Below are 19,924 nucleotides of genomic sequence, written 5' to 3' on the forward strand. Positions count from 1 at the left end.
TATGCTCCCTTCCCGCCGCGAGCGCAGCGGGAGATGTGGATTAAATGAGGGGGGTTAGCGGCTTAACTGTTCGATCAGGGCCGGCACAACTTTGTAGATATCGCCCACCAGGCCGTAATCGGCATAATTAAAGATCGGCGCTTTTTTATCTTTGTTGATGGCGACGATGACTTTTGCACCATTACCGCCGACCATATGCTGGATTTGTCCGGAGATGCCCAGCGTCAGGTACAGGTCAGATTTCAGCAACACGCCGGAAACGCCAATGTAGCGTTCGCGCTCCATCCAGTTTTCGCCTTCAGCAATCGGGCGGGAACAACCGACCTCTGCGCCCAGCACGGCCGCCAGTTTATGTACCATCTCCAGATCGGCTTGTGCCACCAGACCGCGGCCGACGCCCACCACGCGTTTGGCTTTGCTGAGATCCACGCTGCTCAGGGGTTTGGCGCGACGCTCCTGACACATAATTTCATGGCGAGGGGGGATGTACGGCGCAGCGGTAACAGGGCAGGTGTGTGCCGGGTTGGCCTCGCTCGACTCCAGTACGCCGGATGCAAGCGTGATTATGGCCAGCGCGCTATTGAGTTTTTCTTTACCGAATGCCAGACCGCCATACATGCGGTGTTCAACGAACAGTGCGCCAGCATCAAGACTTACCGAGGTGGCGTCATTCACCATCGCCGCATTGAGTTGAATGCTCAGACGCGCGCCAAGGGATTTCGCGCGCTTGGTGGCGGGCATCAGCAGTAAACCGTTGTGATCTTGCAGCAGCGAAGTGAAGGTTTCGGCATAGTTTTCAATGCGCTGTAAGCCGGAAGATTGCTCAAGCACGATAATGCTATCGGCCCCCAGCGGCAGAACCTGATTTGCCTGCTCGCTACCTTGCACAATGATATGGACCTGTTCACCCCATTGACGCGCGCCGGTCATTAATTCTGCGTAGCGTTCAGCGTTATCGCTAAATACCCAGACGTTGGCTAATTTACTCATAATGTTTTCTCTCCGTTGGGCTTAATTCAGGGCTTTTTTCAGGTGGTCGGCCAGTTCAGCAATGGCGTCCGCTGAATCATTTTCCAGAATGATGCGTTTACGCTCGGTTTGTGGCGGAACCGTTATTGCCACCAGTTCCGCTAACGGCGGCACAGGCGTCCAGCCAATATCGCTGGCCTGCCAGGGGGTGACGGCTTTTTTCCCGGCGCCAAGAATGGCTTTCATTGACGGAATACGCGGCGTGTTGATATCTGACGTGACGCAAAGCACGGCGGGGAGCGGGAGTTCAAGCACTTCGATCTCGTTCTCAAGCGTGCGCTCGACCAGAATCCGCTCACCGTGACGTTCAATCTTGCTCACCGCGTTGACGACGGGCAACTGCAGGAGTTCGCCTACCAGCAAGCCCACCTGCTGTGCATAGATATCGCCCGACCCTTCGCCGAATAACATCAGGTCACATTCGATTTTTGTTGCGGCGCAGGCCAGCGCCTGGGCGGTATCTCTGGGCAGTGCATGTTCCAGTTGCGCATCCTGGACCATAAACAGGCTGTCCGGCCCGCGGGACAAGACGTCTTTACGCACTTTGGAGTTTTGCAACAGCGAGCCGCCAACCGTTAAGGCGACGATCTCGTCACTTTCTGCAGCCAGTTGCGCTGCGGCTTCGATGGCGTTTAAGTCAAATTGGCTGATTTTGGCTTCGGCTCTGTCGAAATTAAGCGAACGCTCAGGGGTAACGACAATGTCCTGTTCTTCAGGGACCAACTTAAAGCAGGTGACTATTTTCATGGCATCTCCGGTGAATCATGTTCAGATGATGACGGGGAGCGTCATTATCGGCAGTAGGGAAAGTTGACTGAAATTAGTGTGCGGCAGGTGAGGGGCATTTTCGACGGGACAATCTGTTTTCGTTTCCAACAATCTTGCAAAAAAAAGTGTCGACCGGACGCTTTACTGATAAGCGCTGATTAAACGTCATGGGGGGCGGCAATAAACAGAAAAAACGCGCAGGATGTGAAAATTGCGAAATGCATCATGTTTTTAATCAACATATGATTATTTATGTTTCTGTTATGTGAATAATTGACGGCTAAATAATAACATTTATGCTTTTTATTAATTTTAAAACGTTAATAAGCTGTGCGGATAATGCCTGTTGACTATGCGTACCATCTTGCAGGAGGCCCCAATAATTTTGTTTCTTCAGGGTGAAATAACGTTGTATAACATGCTCAGTCTCTTTATTTCATCGCTATTATTCATCCAAAATTATCCGGTCTTAAGGTGGAGGTTGTCATGTATCAACGATGTTTTGATAATGCCATGGAAACCCTTTTTGAGCAGGGGAAAACCCCTGTGTTTTCACGCTTCGTCATCAGCGACGATCCGAACTGGGAGTCAGGCCACCATGTCCATGACAATGAAACCGAGCTCATTTATGTCAAAAAAGGTGTCGCCAGGTTCATTATCGACTCGTCACTGTATGTTGCCCACGCCGGCGATATTGTGGTGATAGAGCAAGGCAGGCTGCATGCGGTCGCGTCTGACAGCAGCGCACCGGCAACCACCTACACTTGCGCACTGGCAGGATTCTGCTTTAACGGCTGGCAGGATAACCAACTGCTGCAGGCGCATTCGTGCCCGGTTATCAGCGTCGGACAGGGAAAGGAGGTGATTAAAAGTATTTTTAATGAACTGAGTATTATGCTGCCACGAAGCAAAAATAACCCGACCTCGACGGCTTACGCAGCTTTCGCCTATGCGTTAACCGTGCTGTATTATGAAAATTTCAAAAATGCGTACCGTTCGGAGCAGGGATATATTAAAAAAGATATCTTAATTAAAGATGTGCTGGTGTATTTAAATAACAACTTTCGGGAAAAAATTACACTTGAACAGTTGTCAAAAAAATTTCGCGCCAGCGTTAGTTACATTTGTCATGAATTTACTAAAGAGTATCGGATCTCACCGATTAATTATGTTATTCAGCGGCGAATGACGGAGGCTAAATTTTCTCTGACCAATACCGAATCATCACTGGCAGAAATTTCGTGGCGAGTGGGATATGAAAATGTCGATCACTTTGCCAAACTCTTTCAGCGCCACGTAGGCTGCTCGCCCAGCGAGTATCGCAAGCAATTTAAAAACAATCTGCTTGAGCAGGAATGCCTGATGCCGGAGATCTAATTAGCGGTTTTCTGCGTGCCCGGTAAGTTTGACGCCTACCGGGCCATTAACGCTTACTTGTTCTGGTAATCTTTCAGGATCTGACGGCCCGCAACGTAAATCATGATTTCATCCGTGCCGCCGCCAATGCGCTCACAGCGTACGTCGCGCCAGAAGCGGGACACGCGAGCCTCATCGGTATACCCCAGTCCTCCCATAATTTGAATCGCGTCGTCAATCACTTCCATCGCCGTACGGGCGCAGTACAGTTTTGCCAGCGCAGCGCTGGTCCTCAGTGATTGCTTCTGATCGGCCTGCCAGGCGACCTTCAACACCATATTGCGCATGTTTTCGATTTTAACGGCCATTAACGCCAGTTTTTCCTGGATCATCTGGTTGTGGCCGATCGGCTTGCCGAAGGCAATTCGTTGATTAGCATAACGCGCGGCATCTTCGAAGGCACACTCGGCAAAGCCGGTACTGCGTGCGGCGTTGATCAGCCGCTCCATTTCGAAGTTGTACATTACGTTAAGGAAGCCCATGCCTTCTTCGCCAACCCTATCGCTTTCGTCAACTTCAACGTCGTCGAGGTAGACTTCGCAGGTGCTTAACATGTGCCAGCCGATCTTGTGCAACGGGTTCACCTTAATACCCGGTTTACTGGAATCGACCCACCACAGCGTAAAGGCTTTCTTCGGATCTTTTGGCTCCGGGTCGCGGGCCAGTACCAGCATGTACGGGTACTCTTTAGCACCGGTAATGAACGTTTTTTGCCCGTTGAGATACACTTTGCCGTTTTTACGCGTGTAACTGGTGGTGGCACTGTTGTTGTCAGATCCGGCACCCGGTTCGGTTAACGCCAGCGCATATGCGGGATCACCGGTTTCCATGGTGCTTTCCGCCGTTTTACGTAACTGCTCGGCGGAACCAAAACGGAGCATGCTGTGAATACACTGCCCGTTAGTGATTAAAAATGCCGGAGCGCCGCATTTTGACACTTCCATCAGCGCCAGCATCTGGGTGACATAATCTGCCGGTATGCCGCCGAACTCTTCCGGCACGCCCAGCATCGAAATACCGTTATCCGCAAGGGCGCGCATAAACTCTTTTGGGTAGGTGGCGGTCTGATCGCAGGTGCGGAAATATTCTTCCGGAAAATGGCTGGTGATCAGTTCGCGAATGCTGGCAAGCAGCAGCTCTTGTTCTTCAGTTAACGAAAAGTCCATTAGGGTACTCCTTTTAATTGGCTGCGTCGGGCAAGACAAAACCCATGGGGGTATTGATAAATAATCTTTCGTCCATCAGTTTTAACTCAGGAGAAATAACCGGGGCGAAATCCATTTTGTCCAGAATATCGTTTTGCAAAGAAACGCCGGGGGCAATTTCTACCAAATGGAGACCATCCTCTTTTAAGGTAAAGACGGCACGTTCGGTGATGTAACGCACCTCTAATCCGCGTTCGAGAGCAATTTTTCCACTGAAGGTTATTTCAGGTAATTCACTGACGAATTTTTTCACCCGACCTTCCTGGACAATATTCAGCTTGCCGTCGGCGACGTCTGTTTTCAGACTTCCGGCAGTGAGTGTGCCGCAGAAAATAATTTTCTTGGAAGTGGCGCTAATATCGATAAATCCACCGGTGCCCATAATCTTGCCATTGAATTTATGTACGCCGACGTTGCCGTGGCTGTCCACTTCAGCAAAACTCAAATAGCATACATCCAGACCGCCGCCGTGGTAGAAATCGAACTGGGTGGTCATATCCATAATGGCACGGGTGTTAACGTTGGCACCGAAGGCAATGCCTTGCGAGGTTATCCCTCCCACTGGGCCGGTTTCGACCGTCAGAATAAAGTCGTCGGCGCAGCCTTCTTCACGAGCAACCAGACCAATACCGTCAGCGATACCGACCCCCACGTTACCCACCGCGCCTTTGCGCATTTCGAACAGGGCGCGCCTGGCCACCAGTTTGCGCTGGTTGAGCGGCAGGGCGATTTGCTGGCTGTCATCAAGGACAAAGTCGCCGGAAATAAAACGGTTAACCGGCGCCCCGCCGTACAGTTGGGTCTGATCAGGGTCAACCACCACGATGTCCACCAGATAGCCCGGGATCCGCACCGCTTTGGGGTGTAAGGTGGCTTTCTTGACCATTTTTTGTACCTGCATCATGACGATGCCGCCGTGGTTATGCACGGCCTGGGCAATCACCAGCGCATCGAGGTACATCACCTCATCCTCAAAAGTGGCGTAGCCTTCGCTGTCACAGGTGGTAGCGCGAATGAAGGCGATGGTGGGCGCGATGGCCTTGTAGTAGAGGTACTCCTTGTTGTCTATCTCCACCAGTTTGATCAGATCGTCGGTGGTTACGTCATTGAGCTTGCCGCCCTGCTGGCGGGGGTCAACAAACGTGCCGATCCCAATATCACTCAGAATACCCGGCTGGTGGGCTGCGGCTGCACGCAGCGTTTGCGTCAATACGCCCTGAGGATAGTTATAGGCGGCGATTTTATTTTGTTCAGCTAAATCGGAAATGCGCGGTGATTGCCCCCAATGTCCGCATAGCGCCCATTTGACCAATCCTTCTTGTGCCAACGGGCTAATACCCCGGTCGGCGCGATCGCCCAATCCCGTCGGACTAATTAGCGATAAATTACGCGGAGTTTGGCAGGTTTTATATTTTTCGGCCAGTGCGCTAATTAATGTGGTGGCCTCCAGAATACCGCCGCCGGCGCCTAATACGCAGAGCGTGGCTTCATCAGGAATATAATCAACTGCATCCGCTGCCGATAATACCGGCACCCGACCGTTAATGCGTTCAGGTCTGTTAAGTTTCATATAAACTCCAGGTTACAGGCGTAAGGCTGCCTATCGTTTTATTCGATAAAAGAAATTTATTTATTTTAAAAATAACTAACCGTCTGCCCGATATTCAAAATAATATGAATAACAGGGCAGGGGGGTATTTAAAACAGTACAGAAATATTCTGTTATTAAGCCTGATGTAAAATGGTCAGTACGCTGCGCAAATCTGAAACCGAGATCTGCCCGGGCGCTGAGGCTTTTTTCACCGCACCAAAGGTCGCCGCAGAACCAAAAACTTCACCCGCCAGTCGCGAAATTACGCCGGTTTTGGCCATCGACATAGTAATGATTGGGCGGTCGGCGTAGTGCTCCTGCATCTCAAGCGTAGCGCTAAGCAGTGTCAGGACATCCGTCTTGTTTTGTGGCATCAGCGCAATTTTCGGGATATCTGCGCCCAGTTCCTGCATTTTACGCAGCCGCTGGATAATCTCTTCTGCCGCCGGTGTTTTGTGGAAATCATGATTCGACATAATCACCAAGACCTGCTTCGCGTGCGCATGCTCGACGGTGGCTTTGACCTGTTCATCGCCGGTGAACAGCTCCAGATCGATCATATCCACCAGCCCGCTATCCACCGCCGCACGGTTAAGCGCAATATAGTCTGCAACAGACAGCGCCTGTTCACCGCCTTCTTTGGCGCTGCGGAAGGTGAAAAGTAGCGGCTTATCGCTCATCACGTCGCGGATTGTGCGGGCCGCTTCCAGCACCGCGTCAATGGAAGAGACATCGGCAAAATGGTCAACACGCCATTCCAGGATGTCGAAGTCCGCGTCGCGGTAGGCCAGCGCTTCGGTTTTTACCATGGCGATGTCTTTACCCATTAACGAAACAATGATCTTCGGCGCACCCTCGCCAATCACGAGGTTTCTTACGGTTACGGTTTTCATTGATTACCCTTTAAAAATTCACAGATTGTTGCCCGTCAGGCGGCAAACCCCATAACCTGCTTAACGTATTCCAGCGGAAAATCTTTCCCGGTCCACAATTTGAACTGCTCAGCACCTTGCCATAACAACATGCCGTAACCATCAATGGTTTTGCAACCGGCACGCTGCGCCTGCTGCAGTAACTTGGTCATATGCGGATTGTAGACGCATTCGGTTACCAGCAGATCCGGGCGTAACAGCGATTCATCGCTAACAATGGATTCGTTTTCCAGTGGTTTCATGCCGACTTTTGTGCCGTTGGTCAAAATGTCTGCGCTGGCCAGGGCCTCAGCGAAGGCCTGTTGGTCGGCCAGATCGATAACGGTCACCACACAGTCGGTGTTTTCATTCACGCGTTTGGCGAACTCAAGCGCCTTGCTAAAGAAATCATCCTGACGGTTAAACAGTTTAATCTCTTTAATGCCCTCAATGGCGGCCTGTGCGCCGATCGCGGTCGATGCACCGCCCGCGCCCAACAGTACCATGGTTTTGCCTTTTATATCGAAGCCGCTTTCCTTTATGGCGCGAATATGGCCGGTGCCGTCGGTGTTGTAGCCACGAAGATAGCCATTGTCATTGACGATGGTATTGATGGCACCGACCAGTTTAGCTGCCGGGGTTAATTCATCGACATATTCGCACGCCAGCTGTTTATTGGGCATCGAGACGCCGGTACCGCGCATTTTTAACGCTTTCAACCCTTCAATGGCACCCGCAAAGGTTGTGTTATCGACTTCAAATGCCATATAGGTAAACGGCAGTCCGGCTTTTTCCAGCGCCTTATTTTGCATTTCTGGCGACAGGCTGTGTCTGATGGGGTAGGCCATCAGGCCAATCAGTTCATATTTTGCAGTAACATCCATTTTTAACTCCTTGTGAACTCTTTATTGAAAATAACGTTCGCCCAACCGCACATCGTTTTTGGGTATATCAAATACGCGGTAGTAACGGATAAAGACGATAATGGCCGTGATAAATGCCAGCAGGGCAAAGACCAGATCGAGCAAAATAATGTATTGCAGGCCGATGTTAGACAGGTATCCGGTGATCAGCGGGATAATGAAGTTAGCAACGCCGCCCATCATCATATAAACGCTGGTGACTTTGGCTTTGCTCTTCGGGAAGAACTCCGACATCACCGAGACGCCCAGTTGTAAAATACCGCCAGCGGCAGAGAACCCGATGAGAAATGAGCCTGCGTTGCAAACCAGCGGCGAGGGGTACAAATAGATAACCGCTGCTGTGATCGTTGCCAGCCCGGCGTTAAAGACGTTGGCCCAGATCGGACGGACTAATTTCTTCAGCAGTGCAGCAAAAATAAACACGCAGACCAGGGAACCCATACTGTAGTAAGAGATGGTTTTCAGCGCGTCGGCTTCGGCCATCCCGGCAAAAGCCATGGCGTATTTCGGCATCCACACCACGATGACGTAAAAGGTTGAAAATGCGGCCACGCCGAACATCACTGATGCCACACCTTCCAGCCACACCAGCGGCTTACTGTTCATCTGCGGCAGATCTTTCGCCACGCCTGCGTCCACCACTTGGCTGGGGAAGCGACTCTTGAGCAGCATTAAGGTAATCACCACGAACAGGATGCCCGGGACAATGACGGCATAGCCGTACCAGATATGATTCAATAACATGGTGCTGACAACGAGCGGGTAGATCATCTGCCCAAAAGACACCATCGCCTTCACCAGAATAACCGCCGAACCGGACGCTTTGGGGAAGCACTCCATTAACGCCGGATAGCCACCGGTATCCAGCGCGGAGTTGGCGACGCCCACACAAACCGCCAGAATAAAAGCAATCATCAGATTTGGGCTGGCGGGAATACCGAAGAAGAACAGCATATAAAGAATGACGCCTAACAGGATAATGGCCCGACGACCAAATTTATCGGAGAGTACGCCAAAGAATAAAATACTGACCAGACGGCCCAATCCGATACCGGAAATTAAATAGGCAATCCCCGCATTGTCGGTGGAAAATTTCTCTGCCAGGGAAGTCATGTTTTGTGCCAGCGTAATGACACTAATGCCATGCAGGAAATAACTGAGATAAATACAGGTTATCGCCAGAAGAAATGGCGTATTAAAAGCCTTGCTCTGAGACATTTCGCATAACTCCTTGCAGATTTTAATAGGGTTCATTTTCATCGTGATAATATTGATTGCGATGATGATGTCATTACTATACCGAGTGACGGATGCTGTACCTACATAGCATGACGCTTAAGTGACCAGGTATATTGCATAGCAAAGTGTGAAATTAATTCTTCCTGTTGCCGTTTTGCTGTTGTTTTAAATAGTCCGCAAATTATTTTGCAGACGGGGGGAACAATATTGCATCCGTGCTATTCGGCGAGTGGCGCCATTTTTAATGGATACTTTGTCGCCATGCGGCTGCGATAACCAATGAACAGTGCCAGCAAGAAGCCGATGGCAGCCATGCCGGTATCAAACCACATGATATGGGCAATGCTGGATTGTGAGAGTTTTGCTGTAATCAAGGGAATGGTGAAAGTGGCAATACTGCCCGCACTGTAATAGATCCCGGTGGCTTTCCCCTTGGCATGCGGGAAGCGTGCAGCCATCAGCGTTAGCCCGATTTGCACCACGCCGCCAGCAGATGAAAAACCGATGACAAAAGCAAACGCGATCACCACCGTTGGCGTAGGGTGCAGGCAGACCGCCAGCAGAGCAATAAACGAGATGAAGGTGTAAAGCATTAACAGCGTCGGTGCGCGTTCGGCCTTCCTCGCCAGCGGGGCGGTGATCAGCACGCACAGTAGCGAACCGCACGTGTAAACGCTCAACAGCTTGATGGATAACGTATAGGACATGCCAGCGACAAACTGACCGTACTGAGCCAGCCACTGGCTCACCAGGTAAAAGGTGGCCATTGAGATGTAGCCGTACAGGGTGTAGCTGCCAAGATCGATCAGGGAACAACGATGCGTAGCCATCGTTGTTTCGGGTGCTTCCTTGACGGTGGGTTGGCGTCCCGGATGCGCAGGAAATCGGCAGCGAAATAAAAATATGCCGTTGGAAATCATGATGCCTGCCGCCAGCAGGAAGGACCAACCAAACCAACATTCGCCCCACACCAACAGGCTGATGATCATCGGCAACAGGAACTGTCCGCTGGAGACAAAGGCTTTAATCAGAATATTGGCGGTGCTGGGGGAGCGAGGAAACGCCTCCATCAGGCTGGGATAGGTACCTGCATCAAGAAAACTGTTTGCCATCCCGGCTAAAAAACCAAACGCGTAGGCAATATAAATGCTGTGCGTATTAATAATACCTACAAAGAAACACAGGTAGCAGATCATACCGAGCAGGATAAACGGTCTACGTCCATAGCGATCGGAGAGTAAACCTGCCAGTAATAAGACGCTTAATCGACCGATACCGAGAGAGGAAATGACAATTGAAACACCAGCCGTATTGGTTTGCCACTGTTGTTCCAGTGAGGACATATTGAGGCTCATCAGAATGACCCCCATACCGTGTACCAGATAATTAAGGTACAGCCCTATCGCAGTGGAGAAATAGGTATTTTTCATAATGTGTTACTCAGCGAAGAGGCTAAAGGGTGTGGCGTCGCGGTTTCCTAGCACAAACGCTCGAGGTCATGGGCAAAAAGTTCAACTGCCGTCGATTGATAAATTTTCCAGTCGAGGAAATTATCGTCGTGATAGACCGCCTGAAAAGACATCAGGTCGGGGAAAAAACGCATCGTATTATTACCAATACGATTGTTGATTTTTTCGATGATGGCATTAATTCGCAATTTGCGCTTTGCTTTCATTTCTGCACAGCGCTGTACAATGCTCTCTGGTATATCACGATCACCATTTTCCCATTGTTGCCAGGTGGTAACATTGCCATCACCCGCAATATAACTCGCACTTTCTTCAATCGATAGCGCAAAAAGGTGGCGGAATGCCTGCAATTCGAATGCGTTCATCATGTCATCACTTAATAAAAACGGTGGAGTAGTAATAACATTACTGTGGATATTTCAACTTGAAGAGAGTCACACTATCTTGTGCAATATTATTTGTTATTGATCTGTAAATACGACGGGGATTGGCCTTTCAGGTCGCGAGTAAATCACCCCTTGCGGCCGATCACATTAACTAAATAACGTAATTCCACTGGCTATTTCCGCAATTGTTCACGTTGTCGCGCCTCTTGATACTTGTCAGAGCAATGGTTGATGGAGAGAGGGGAGTTACAATGATGAGTATTTACAAGGATGCAAAACGGCCGGTGCACGAACGCGTGGCTGATTTGCTGGCGCGCATGACACCTGAAGAGAAGTTCGCGCAAATGCATGCTTACTGGTTGGTGCTATCTGAAAAGGGCGACCACCGGGAACGCAGCGACATGAGTGACGAGTTTGCCGGTATGAGCGGTCAGGCTGCACTCACCGAGCGACTGAGAATGGGTGTTGGACAGATTACGCGCCCGCTGGGTACCCATATCGTTGAGGCAAAAACGGGCGTGCGGGCGGCGAATCGTTTACAAAAGATGTTAGTGGAAGAGACGCGACTGGGCATTCCCGCGCTGTTTCATGAGGAGTGCCTGGTGGGGTTGTTATGTAAAGATGCCACCCTGTTTCCCTCGTCGCTGAACTACGGTTCAACCTGGGATCCTGAACTGGTCAAGCGTGCCGCCAGGCAGATTGGCCTGGAGGCGCGTTCAACCGGATGCCGCCAGGGGCTGGCACCGGTGCTGGATGTCTCACGCGATGTCCGCTGGGGTAGGACGGAAGAAACCTTTGGTGAAGATCCATGGCTAGTGGGGGTGATGCCCTGTGCCTATGTGCAGGGCTTACAGGGCGAAAAACGCGATGTGCTGGCGACGCTGAAGCATTATGTCGGGCATTCGTTCAGCGAAGGTGCGCGCAACCATGCGCCGGTGCATCTGGGATTCTGTGAGCTTAACGATACCTTCCTGCTGCCGTTCGAGATGGCAGTTAAATTGGCCAATGCCGGATCGGTAATGCCTGCCTATCATGATATTGATAACCAGCCGGGGCACAGTGACAATTATCTGTTAACCACCGTTTTGCGCGAGCAATGGGGATTTGATGGGATTATTGTGGCGGATTACGGTGGTGTGAGTTTGCTGCATCAGCATCATGGCGTGTCGCATGATGCTGCGCAATCTGCAGCGCTGGCCTTTAATGCCGGGTTGGACGTTGAGTTGCCGAAAGACGACTGCGCCCGCCATTTAGCTATGGCGGTTGAGCGTCGACTGATGACCATGACCAAAGTCGATGAGATTGTCTCCCGCATCCTGACGGAGAAATTCCGACTTGGCCTGTTCGAACAGCCGTATACCGATGTATCCGCGATTGACCTACAGTCCGATGAGGCACGCAAGGCAGCGCGTGATGTTGCCACTAGCTCAATAACGCTACTGGAAAATAACGGTATTTTGCCGCTGCAGGGCAGACCGCGCGTTGCGGTGATCGGCCCCACGGCGGACGACTCGCTGGCGCTGCTCAGCGGTTACAGCTTCTCGGTGCATCTGATCATCAGCGATATGGCTGACAGCGCCGTGCAGGTGACGACCCCGCTGGCCGCGCTGCGCCACTATCTGGGCTATGACCATATCGACTATGCGAAGGGCTGTCATATCATAGAGAAACGGTTGGCGGGCGCACCGGTGTTTCCCGGTGACAGCAGTGGCAAACCGATGCAGTCCTCCCCGGTCTCCACTGACCAACGTTTGATTCCTGAAGCGGTTGCCGTCGCCCGTCGCAACGATGTGGTGGTGGTCTGTGTCGGCGATCTGGCCGGACTTTTCCAGAGCGGCACGGTGGGAGAAGGCTCGGATACAGACAGCCTCACTCTGCCGGGTGTACAGCAACAACTACTGGAGGCTCTGGTGGCGACGGGTAAACCGGTTGTTGTGGTGATGACAGGCGGTAGGCCATACAACCTGCAGGGGCTGGAGGACCATGTCGCCGGGCTGTTAATGGCCTGGGCGCCGGGTCAGGAAGGTGGCTGGGCTATTGCCGATGTGCTGACCGGACGGGCTGAGCCGCTGGGCAGGCTGGTGGTTAGCGTGCCGAAAAGCGCAGGTGCTATGCCCTATTACTACAATCACAAACTGAAAAGCGGCGGAACGCCGTTTGCGTTCCACTTTGGATCCCGCTATCCCTTCGGCTACGGCAAAGGCTGGACCGAGTTTGCCTGTGAGGAGGTAGCAGCGCTGGCGAAGGATGTCCCAGTGGAAGGCGAGATTGCTTTGCAGGTAAGGTTAAGTAACCGTGGCGAGCGCAGGGGAAGTGAGGTGGTGCAGGTGTATGTCCACGATAAAGTGGCTTCGATGGTACGCCCCGTTAAAGAGCTGAAAGCGTTTCAACGCCTCACGCTGGAGCCCGGTGCACGCGCGACGCTGACCTTTTATGTGCCGGTGGATATGCTTAACTTCACCCGCCGGGATGGCAAACGGGTGGTTGAACCTGGCGAGTTCGACCTGATGGTCGGGAATTCATCTGCGAACATCTGGGCGAGCACGACGGTCAATGTGGTTGGTACGCTACAGATTATGCCGAAGAATTGGCAGATGATGAGCCGCTGCGTGGTGAGCTGCGAGTAAATGTTAAAAAAAAGCCCATCGTGGGAGATGGGCAAAGACTACACACAGCAATTCGTTGTTTCACTCAGGGGATTTCCATGCTTATAAATCAATGTGTTGATCTAAAGCCTTGAGACAATAGTAGGCATGTCGATTTTTCACGTCGATCAGATTCATCTCAATAGTTTAAAAACTGTAAAGAAATTGCGACACAAATGAGGGTTTTAAGGCAGGAGGCGTGGGATTGGGGCAATGAGTGCTGAAGCATCAATAAGCAGCGTTAAACAATCAGGCGGCGATGCCGCCTGATGTCAGGGTTATTTGTTGTTTTCGATTTCAGCGATTTCTTCGAGGATTTCGTCCGGATCGTTACCTGGCGCCGGGGCTTCGTTCACCCAAGCGGAGAACAGACGCCAGGATACCGCCAGGACCACTGGGCCGATAAACAAGCCAATCATGCCGAAGGCAATTAACCCGCCGATGACACCCGACAGGATGAGGATCAGCGGTAAATCGGCGCCCATACGAATCAGCATCGGGCGGATTACGTTATCCAGCGTGCCGACCACGGCACTCCAGACCAGCAGCACCGTGCCCCAGGTGGAGTCCCCCGTCCAGTACAGCCAGATAATGGCCGGGATCAGCACCGGTAGAGGACCCAACTGCACCAGGCAGGACAGGATCATCAACACCGCCAGCAGCGTGGCGTACGGCACACCCGTTACCGCCAGACCAATACCCCCGAGAACGGCCTGCACCAGTGCGGTGACGACCACACCCAATGCCACCGCGCGGATCGCTTGTGCCGCCAGCAAAATAGCAGCATCACCACGCTTAGAAGCCAGGCGACAGGCGAAGTGCCGAATCCCTAATGCCACCTGCTCGCCGCGCCAGTAGAGCAGGGCGCTGAACAGCAGCATCAGGCCACAGTGCATCATAAAGCGACCAATGTGCGCGGCCTGACCAACAAACCAGGTCGTTGTGGAGCCGATATAAGGACGCACTTTGGCCATAATTGCCGCGCCGCCCATATCCAGCAGGCTGTGCCATGCGCCATAAATTTTGGCACCTACTAACGGAATACTGTTCAGCCACTCCAGGTCCGGCAAGGTCATATCGCCTGCGGTTACGGCATGGATCAACGGTCCGCTACCATCAACAATACTGTTGACCAATAGCGCGATGGGAATGATAAACAAAAGGACCAGCAGCAGGGTCATTACCAGCACGGCCAGAGAACGGCGTCCCCATAACAATTTCTGTATACGTAGCAAGATAGGCCAGGTTGCAATGACCACGGTTCCAGCCCACGCAAAACCAAGGATAAAGGGCTGCACTATCCATAAACAGGCCACAATCAGGATGGCTAAAAACAGCACCGAGAGCAGCACTTGTGCGATATCCCTGGGCTGACGGAAATTTACCATAAATACTTTTTCACCTTTTCTGTACGTCAGGACGTTGACGCGACGTGAACGCTATAACCCCACCCTATAATGATGAGCAATTTCAGCGGTTTTTAACAGGTAGATTCTGCCTTTAAATCTGCCGGGCGTATTAGAAAAAAATGTGATACAACAAACAAAGCAACACGCAAACGATTAAATTCACAACACAGACCGCAGGAAAGGGTCACTATAATGATTCCACAAATTTCTCAGGCACCTGGTGTCGTTCAACTGGTGCTTAATTTTTTGCAGGCGCTGGAGCAGCAAGGGTTTACGGGCGACACGGCAACGAGCTATGCCGATCGCCTGACAATGTCGACAGATAACAGTATTTATCAGCTTCTTCCTGATGCCGTGGTTTTTCCCCGTTCAACGGCGGATGTGGCGCTGATCGCCCGTCTGGCGGCAGAACCTCTCTTTTCCTCGTTGATTTTTACCCCGCGCGGCGGCGGCACGGGTACCAATGGTCAGGCGCTGAATCAGGGCATTATCGTGGATATGTCCCGTTATATGAGCCGCATTATTGAAATCAATCCGCAGGAGGGTTGGGTACGGGTCGAAGCCGGGGTGATAAAAGACCAGCTTAACCAGTATCTAAAGCAGTACGGCTATTTCTTCGCACCAGAATTGTCGACCAGTAACCGGGCAACGCTTGGCGGGATGATCAACACCGATGCGTCCGGACAGGGCTCGTTGGTATACGGTAAAACCTCCGACCACTTACTGGGCGTACGTGCGGTACTGATGGGCGGCGATATCCTTGATACGCAGCCGATGCCGGTGGAACTGGCTGAAATGCTCGGTAACACCAATACCACCATCGGGCGCATCTATAAGACCGTTTACCAGCGCTGTCGCGAAAATCGTCAGCTGATCGTGGATAAGTTTCCGAAGCTGAATCGGTTTTTAACCGGCTACGATCTGCGGCACGTCTTTAACGATGAGATGACCGAGTTTGATTTAACCCGCATCCTCACCGGTTCCGAGGGCACGCTGGCATTTATTACCGAGGCTCGCCTCGATATCACGCCATTGCCGAAAGTGCGGCGGCTGGTCAACGTCAAATATGACTCATTTGATTCCGCTTTGCGCAATGCCCCGGTAATGGTTGACGCGCGCGCGCTGTCGGTAGAAACCGTGGACTCCAGGGTGCTGAATCTGGCGCGCGAAGACATTGTCTGGCATTCGGTTAGCGAACTGATTACCGATGTACCGAATAAAGAAATGTTGGGACTGAATATCGTCGAGTTTGCCGGTGACGACGAAGCATTGATTGATGAGCAGGTCAGCGCGTTGTGTGAACGCCTGGACGGTTTAATTGCCCGTCAGGAAGCTGGCGTCATTGGCTGGCAGCTGTGTACTGAGCTGGCGGGCGTGGAGCGTATCTACGCGATGCGCAAAAAAGCCGTCGGTCTGCTGGGTAATACAAAAGGGGCCGCCAAGCCGATTCCGTTCGCGGAGGATACCTGCGTACCGCCTGAACATCTGGCGGATTATATCGCGGAGTTCCGTGCGTTGCTTGACGGCCACGGCCTGAGCTATGGCATGTTTGGTCACGTGGATGCCGGGGTGTTACACGTCAGGCCGGCGCTGGACATGTGCGATCCGCAGCAGGAAGTGCTGATGAAACGCATTTCTGATGACGTGGTGGCATTGACGGCAAAATACGGTGGCCTGCTGTGGGGCGAACACGGCAAAGGATTCCGCGCGGAGTACAGCCCGGCTTTCTTTGGCGATGAATTGTACGGTGAACTGCGCAAGGTTAAGTCGGCGTTTGATCCGCAAAACCGACTGAACCCTGGTAAAATATGCCCACCGGAAGGCGTCGATGCGCCGATGATGAAAGTCGATGCGGTTAAACGCGGTACCTACGATCGCCAGATCCCACTGGCCGTAAGGCAGGAGTGGCGTGGGGCGCTGGAGTGTAACGGCAACGGGTTATGTTTTAACTTCGATGCCAACAGCCCCATGTGCCCGTCGATGAAAATCAGCATGAACCGAATTCACTCCCCCAAAGGACGCGCAACGCTGGTACGGGAATGGTTACGCCTGCTGGCTGACCGCGGCATCGATCCGGTTCGCCTGGAAAAAGAGTTACCGGAAAAAGGTGCCAGCTTGCGCACGTTAATCGCCCGCACGCGTAACAGCTGGCATGCGCGCAAGGGGGAGTACGATTTCTCGCACGAAGTCAAAGAGGCGATGTCCGGCTGTCTGGCGTGTAAAGCGTGTTCCACGCAGTGCCCGATCAAAATTGACGTCCCGGAGTTCCGCTCTCGCTTCCTGCAACTGTACCACACGCGTTATTTACGCCCGCTGCGCGATCATATGGTGGCAACCGTCGAAAGCTATGCGCCGCTAATGGCGCGCGCGCCAAAAACATTCAACTTCTTCATTAACCAGCCGCTGGTGCGTACGCTGGCCAAAAAGCATATTGGCATGGTGGATTTGCCGCTACTGTCCGCGCCGTCGTTACAACGTCAGCTGGTCGGGCACCGCTCCGCCAATATGACGCTGGAACAGCTCGAGCTATTGAGTCAGGAACAGAAAGCCCGCACGGTGCTGGTGGTCCAGGATCCGTTCACCAGCTATTACGATGCACAGGTGGTAGCTGATTTTATCCGCCTGGTGGAAAAACTCGGTTTACAGCCGGTCCTGCTACCGTTCTCGCCTAATGGCAAGGCGCAGCACATTAAGGGTTTCTTAAACCGTTTTGCCAAAACGGCGAAAAAGACCTCTGAATTTCTCAATCGGGTGGCGACGTTGAACATCCCGATGGTCGGCGTCGATCCGGCGCTGGTATTGTGCTATCGCGATGAATACAAGCTGGCGCTTGGCGATCAGCGTGGAGACTTCCATGTACTGTTGGTGAACGAGTGGCTGTCAACCGTCCTGGCCTCTCAGCAGCCTGCTGCTGTTGCGGGTGAGCCGTGGTATTTCTTTGGACACTGCACCGAAGTAACGGCCCTGCCGGGTGCGCCAGCGCAGTGGGCGGCCATTTTTGCCAAATTTGGCGCGCAGCTGGAAAACGTCAGTGTCGGGTGCTGCGGCATGGCGGGCACGTACGGTCATGAAGTGAAGAATCACCAGAACTCGCTGGGCATCTATGAGCTATCATGGCATCAGGCGATGCAGCGACTACCGCGCAATCGCTGTCTGGCTGCGGGATATTCTTGTCGCAGCCAGGTGAAACGCGTGGAAGGTACGGGCGTTCGCCACCCATTACAGGCACTGCTGGAGATTATTGGATGATCTGGAAACGTGAAGTTTCACTCGAGGCGCTCAATGCCATGGGTGAGGGAAATATGGTTGGTCTGCTTGATATTCGTTTTGAGCACATTGGTGACAATACGCTGGAAGCCACGATGCCGGTGGATCACCGGACCAAACAGCCTTTTGGCCTGTTACACGGTGGCGCGTCGGTGGTGCTGGCCGAAAGCATTGGCTCGGTGGCCGGGTATTTATGCACTCAAGGTGATCAAAAAGTGGTGGGTCTTGAGGTCAATGCCAACCATATCCGCTCCGCGCGGGAAGGGCGAGTGAGAGGGGTGTGCAGCGCGCTGCATACCGGTTCTCGCCATCAGGTCTGGCAAATCGAAATCTTCGATGAACAGGGACGGTTGTGTTGCACATCGCGTCTGACGACTGCTATTTTGTGATGCATGTTGCGTTTGGTCATTATCTGCGCAGGGAAAGGTGCTATACTGTGCAGGTTTTGAACACAAGCGAGGATGATATGTCTACCCAATTAGACCCGGCCCAACTGGCAATAGAATTTATACGTCGTGATAACAGCGATCTTTCACCGGCTCAGTACCTGAAAAGACTGAAACAATTAGAGCTGGAGTTTGCTGATTTACTGGCGCTCTCTTCGACTGAACTCAAAGAAGAAATCTATTTTGCCTGGCGGCACGGCGTTCATTGATTCCGGTATGCTTATCGTGATGAAAACCCCGACACCTGTTCGGGGTTATTTTTTGCCTTAAATCGGGTTTACCATTTCATCTCCCCGGTATTGACCTTCGCACTCAGCTCCAGCGAGCTGTCGTCCGCAAGCCCAGGCCATGCCGCCTTCATCGTCTGAATCACATATGCAGACCCTTTTTTTGCGCCCAGCGCCTGCTCAAAAGCGTGCAAGTAATCACCGGTGAAGCGGATCGCTTGATCGCCTGCCGGGCGTTCGCCGATGTAGTGACCGGGGATCACCTCGGTTGGGCGTAAGGTTTGCATTTCGCTCAGCACGTTGCGCCATGCGCGACGCTGTTCAGGAGACTGTGTGTCCGCAGTCCAGACATGAATACCGGAAGCCACGCCGGTGCCGCCGAGGATCGCCCGGTTAGCCGGGATCCAGACATAGGCAGCGTAATCATTTGAGCGGCGCAGTTCCAGCGTTTCACCATCAATGGTAAAGCGCGTTTGCGTCGTGACCTGCGGCACGATGAGCGTCGTTGGTGCGCCGTCTTTCATCTGCGGGCCCCAAAACTGCAGTTTGGCATCTTTGGTAGCACGAATGTGCTCCACGACGTGCGGTGTTGCCAAAATCTTTACCTCGGGAAAGGCGTTAACAATCGGCTGCAGACCAAAATAAAAATCCGGATCGCCGGAGGTGATCACGATGGCCTGCAGTTTTTTGCCGCTGTTGCGAATTATCTGCGCCAGCTTTTCACCGTCTTTGGTGCTGAATTGCGCATCAAATAAAATGGCCTCTTTCGGGCCGGACACCAGCGTTGAGGATACCGGGAAAATAGCTTTTTCCTGGGGATTGTAGACGTCAAGCTGGAGTGGCGCGGCGAATACCGGCGAGGCAAACAGAGGTAACAGCAGGGCGAGGGCGTTCACTTTCATGGGGGATAACCTTTTGCAGATGAAATGTCTTTTTCTTGTTCTTTATTTTACGGATATTTGGATCTGTTAGAATTCCTCTATCAGGACATGC

16 protein-coding genes and 1 other RNA gene are annotated in these 19,924 nt (G+C 52.3%); 5 read left to right on the plus strand and 12 right to left on the minus strand.

Annotation, left to right across the window (positions count from 1 at the left end; all coding sequences use genetic code 11):
* Window positions 1–54: 54 nt before the first annotated feature.
* Both M2374_RS18300 and M2374_RS18305 read right to left on the minus strand, forming a co-directional pair.
* Entirely contained in the window at window positions 55–990 is a 936-nt protein-coding gene (locus tag M2374_RS18300) for an electron transfer flavoprotein subunit alpha (protein WP_117343011.1), read from the minus strand.
* 21 nt (window positions 991–1,011) lie between these two features.
* The gene (locus M2374_RS18305) at window positions 1,012–1,776 is read right to left on the minus strand and encodes an electron transfer flavoprotein (RefSeq protein WP_117343012.1); all 765 of its coding nucleotides are present in this window, start codon (window positions 1,774–1,776) and stop codon (window positions 1,012–1,014) included.
* 507 nt (window positions 1,777–2,283) lie between these two features.
* Here M2374_RS18305 and M2374_RS18310 point away from each other — a divergent pair.
* Window positions 2,284–3,174, plus strand: a complete 891-nt coding sequence (locus M2374_RS18310) for an AraC family transcriptional regulator (protein WP_181688188.1) — start codon at window positions 2,284–2,286, stop codon at window positions 3,172–3,174.
* Between the two features lie 53 nt (window positions 3,175–3,227).
* On the opposite strand, the gene M2374_RS18315 is transcribed toward M2374_RS18310, so the two are convergent.
* From M2374_RS18315 to M2374_RS18345, 7 genes are all read right to left on the minus strand, one after another.
* Window positions 3,228–4,379 (minus strand): acyl-CoA dehydrogenase, encoded by a 1,152-nt coding sequence (locus M2374_RS18315; RefSeq protein ID WP_115258643.1) that lies wholly within the window; start codon window positions 4,377–4,379, stop codon window positions 3,228–3,230.
* A gap of 13 nt (window positions 4,380–4,392) precedes the next feature.
* The gene (locus tag M2374_RS18320) at window positions 4,393–5,988 is read right to left on the minus strand and encodes an acyl CoA:acetate/3-ketoacid CoA transferase (protein ID WP_115258642.1); all 1,596 of its coding nucleotides are present in this window, start codon (window positions 5,986–5,988) and stop codon (window positions 4,393–4,395) included.
* Window positions 5,989–6,143: 155 nt separating this feature from the next.
* Entirely contained in the window at window positions 6,144–6,902 is a 759-nt protein-coding gene (aroD, locus tag M2374_RS18325) for a type I 3-dehydroquinate dehydratase (protein WP_181688187.1), read from the minus strand.
* A gap of 35 nt (window positions 6,903–6,937) precedes the next feature.
* Window positions 6,938–7,804, minus strand: coding sequence for a quinate/shikimate dehydrogenase (gene ydiB / locus M2374_RS18330; protein ID WP_115258641.1), 867 nt, complete (start codon window positions 7,802–7,804; stop codon window positions 6,938–6,940).
* A 21-nt stretch (window positions 7,805–7,825) separates the two neighbouring features.
* On the minus strand, window positions 7,826–9,061 hold the full coding sequence (locus M2374_RS18335; protein WP_117343014.1) for an MFS transporter: 1,236 nt from the start codon (window positions 9,059–9,061) through the stop codon (window positions 7,826–7,828).
* A 239-nt stretch (window positions 9,062–9,300) separates the two neighbouring features.
* On the minus strand, window positions 9,301–10,512 hold the full coding sequence (locus M2374_RS18340) for an MFS transporter (protein ID WP_181688186.1): 1,212 nt from the start codon (window positions 10,510–10,512) through the stop codon (window positions 9,301–9,303).
* A 47-nt stretch (window positions 10,513–10,559) separates the two neighbouring features.
* Window positions 10,560–10,916, minus strand: a complete 357-nt coding sequence (locus M2374_RS18345) for a YdiL family protein (RefSeq protein WP_146717030.1) — start codon at window positions 10,914–10,916, stop codon at window positions 10,560–10,562.
* A gap of 272 nt (window positions 10,917–11,188) precedes the next feature.
* Between M2374_RS18345 and M2374_RS18350 the strand changes: the two genes are divergently transcribed.
* Complete coding sequence (locus tag M2374_RS18350; RefSeq protein ID WP_181688185.1) at window positions 11,189–13,564, plus strand: glycoside hydrolase family 3 N-terminal domain-containing protein; 2,376 nt, start codon at window positions 11,189–11,191, stop codon at window positions 13,562–13,564.
* A gap of 3 nt (window positions 13,565–13,567) precedes the next feature.
* Here the strand turns inward: M2374_RS18350 and rprA are convergent.
* Window positions 13,568–13,675: antisense sRNA RprA (gene rprA, locus M2374_RS18355), an RNA gene on the minus strand.
* Window positions 13,676–13,860: 185 nt separating this feature from the next.
* Entirely contained in the window at window positions 13,861–14,970 is a 1,110-nt protein-coding gene (ydiK, locus tag M2374_RS18360; protein WP_115258636.1) for an AI-2E family transporter YdiK, read from the minus strand.
* A gap of 213 nt (window positions 14,971–15,183) precedes the next feature.
* Between ydiK and M2374_RS18365 the strand changes: the two genes are divergently transcribed.
* From M2374_RS18365 to M2374_RS18375, 3 genes are all read left to right on the plus strand, one after another.
* Window positions 15,184–18,240, plus strand: coding sequence for an FAD-binding and (Fe-S)-binding domain-containing protein (locus M2374_RS18365; RefSeq protein ID WP_181688184.1), 3,057 nt, complete (start codon window positions 15,184–15,186; stop codon window positions 18,238–18,240).
* Window positions 18,237–18,647: a 1,4-dihydroxy-2-naphthoyl-CoA hydrolase gene (gene menI, locus M2374_RS18370; RefSeq protein ID WP_115258634.1), complete on the plus strand. Its 411-nt coding sequence runs from the start codon at window positions 18,237–18,239 to the stop codon at window positions 18,645–18,647. Before M2374_RS18365 ends, menI begins: the two co-directional genes overlap by 4 nt.
* 77 nt (window positions 18,648–18,724) lie before the next feature.
* Complete coding sequence (locus tag M2374_RS18375) at window positions 18,725–18,913, plus strand: YdiH family protein (RefSeq protein ID WP_135912127.1); 189 nt, start codon at window positions 18,725–18,727, stop codon at window positions 18,911–18,913.
* A 68-nt stretch (window positions 18,914–18,981) separates the two neighbouring features.
* Here the strand turns inward: M2374_RS18375 and M2374_RS18380 are convergent, their stop codons facing one another.
* Complete coding sequence (locus tag M2374_RS18380) at window positions 18,982–19,833, minus strand: Vmh family MBL fold metallo-hydrolase (protein WP_181688183.1); 852 nt, start codon at window positions 19,831–19,833, stop codon at window positions 18,982–18,984.
* Between the last annotated feature and the right edge of the window lie 91 nt (window positions 19,834–19,924).

The sequence above is a fragment of the Citrobacter sp. JUb117 genome, from assembly GCF_024809055.1.
Lineage (GTDB): Bacteria > Pseudomonadota > Gammaproteobacteria > Enterobacterales > Enterobacteriaceae > Citrobacter > Citrobacter gillenii.

Bases quoted from the DNA above. Each gene is read 5' to 3' on its own strand.
- M2374_RS18300 (WP_117343011.1), bottom strand. From the start codon at position 990: ATGAGTAAATTAGCCAACGTCTGGGTATTTAGCGATAACGCTGAACGC.
- ydiB (WP_115258641.1), bottom strand. From the start codon at position 7,804: ATGGATGTTACTGCAAAATATGAACTGATTGGCCTGATGGCCTACCCC.
- M2374_RS18345 (WP_146717030.1), bottom strand. From the start codon at position 10,916: ATGAACGCATTCGAATTGCAGGCATTCCGCCACCTTTTTGCGCTATCG.
- M2374_RS18305 (WP_117343012.1), bottom strand. From the start codon at position 1,776: ATGAAAATAGTCACCTGCTTTAAGTTGGTCCCTGAAGAACAGGACATT.
- menI (WP_115258634.1), top strand. From the start codon at position 18,237: ATGATCTGGAAACGTGAAGTTTCACTCGAGGCGCTCAATGCCATGGGT.
- M2374_RS18350 (WP_181688185.1), top strand. From the start codon at position 11,189: ATGATGAGTATTTACAAGGATGCAAAACGGCCGGTGCACGAACGCGTG.
- M2374_RS18365 (WP_181688184.1), top strand. From the start codon at position 15,184: ATGATTCCACAAATTTCTCAGGCACCTGGTGTCGTTCAACTGGTGCTT.
- M2374_RS18375 (WP_135912127.1), top strand. From the start codon at position 18,725: ATGTCTACCCAATTAGACCCGGCCCAACTGGCAATAGAATTTATACGT.
- M2374_RS18310 (WP_181688188.1), top strand. From the start codon at position 2,284: ATGTATCAACGATGTTTTGATAATGCCATGGAAACCCTTTTTGAGCAG.
- M2374_RS18320 (WP_115258642.1), bottom strand. From the start codon at position 5,988: ATGAAACTTAACAGACCTGAACGCATTAACGGTCGGGTGCCGGTATTA.
- M2374_RS18315 (WP_115258643.1), bottom strand. From the start codon at position 4,379: ATGGACTTTTCGTTAACTGAAGAACAAGAGCTGCTGCTTGCCAGCATT.
- M2374_RS18340 (WP_181688186.1), bottom strand. From the start codon at position 10,512: ATGAAAAATACCTATTTCTCCACTGCGATAGGGCTGTACCTTAATTAT.
- M2374_RS18335 (WP_117343014.1), bottom strand. From the start codon at position 9,061: ATGTCTCAGAGCAAGGCTTTTAATACGCCATTTCTTCTGGCGATAACC.
- aroD (WP_181688187.1), bottom strand. From the start codon at position 6,902: ATGAAAACCGTAACCGTAAGAAACCTCGTGATTGGCGAGGGTGCGCCG.
- ydiK (WP_115258636.1), bottom strand. From the start codon at position 14,970: ATGGTAAATTTCCGTCAGCCCAGGGATATCGCACAAGTGCTGCTCTCG.
- M2374_RS18380 (WP_181688183.1), bottom strand. From the start codon at position 19,833: ATGAAAGTGAACGCCCTCGCCCTGCTGTTACCTCTGTTTGCCTCGCCG.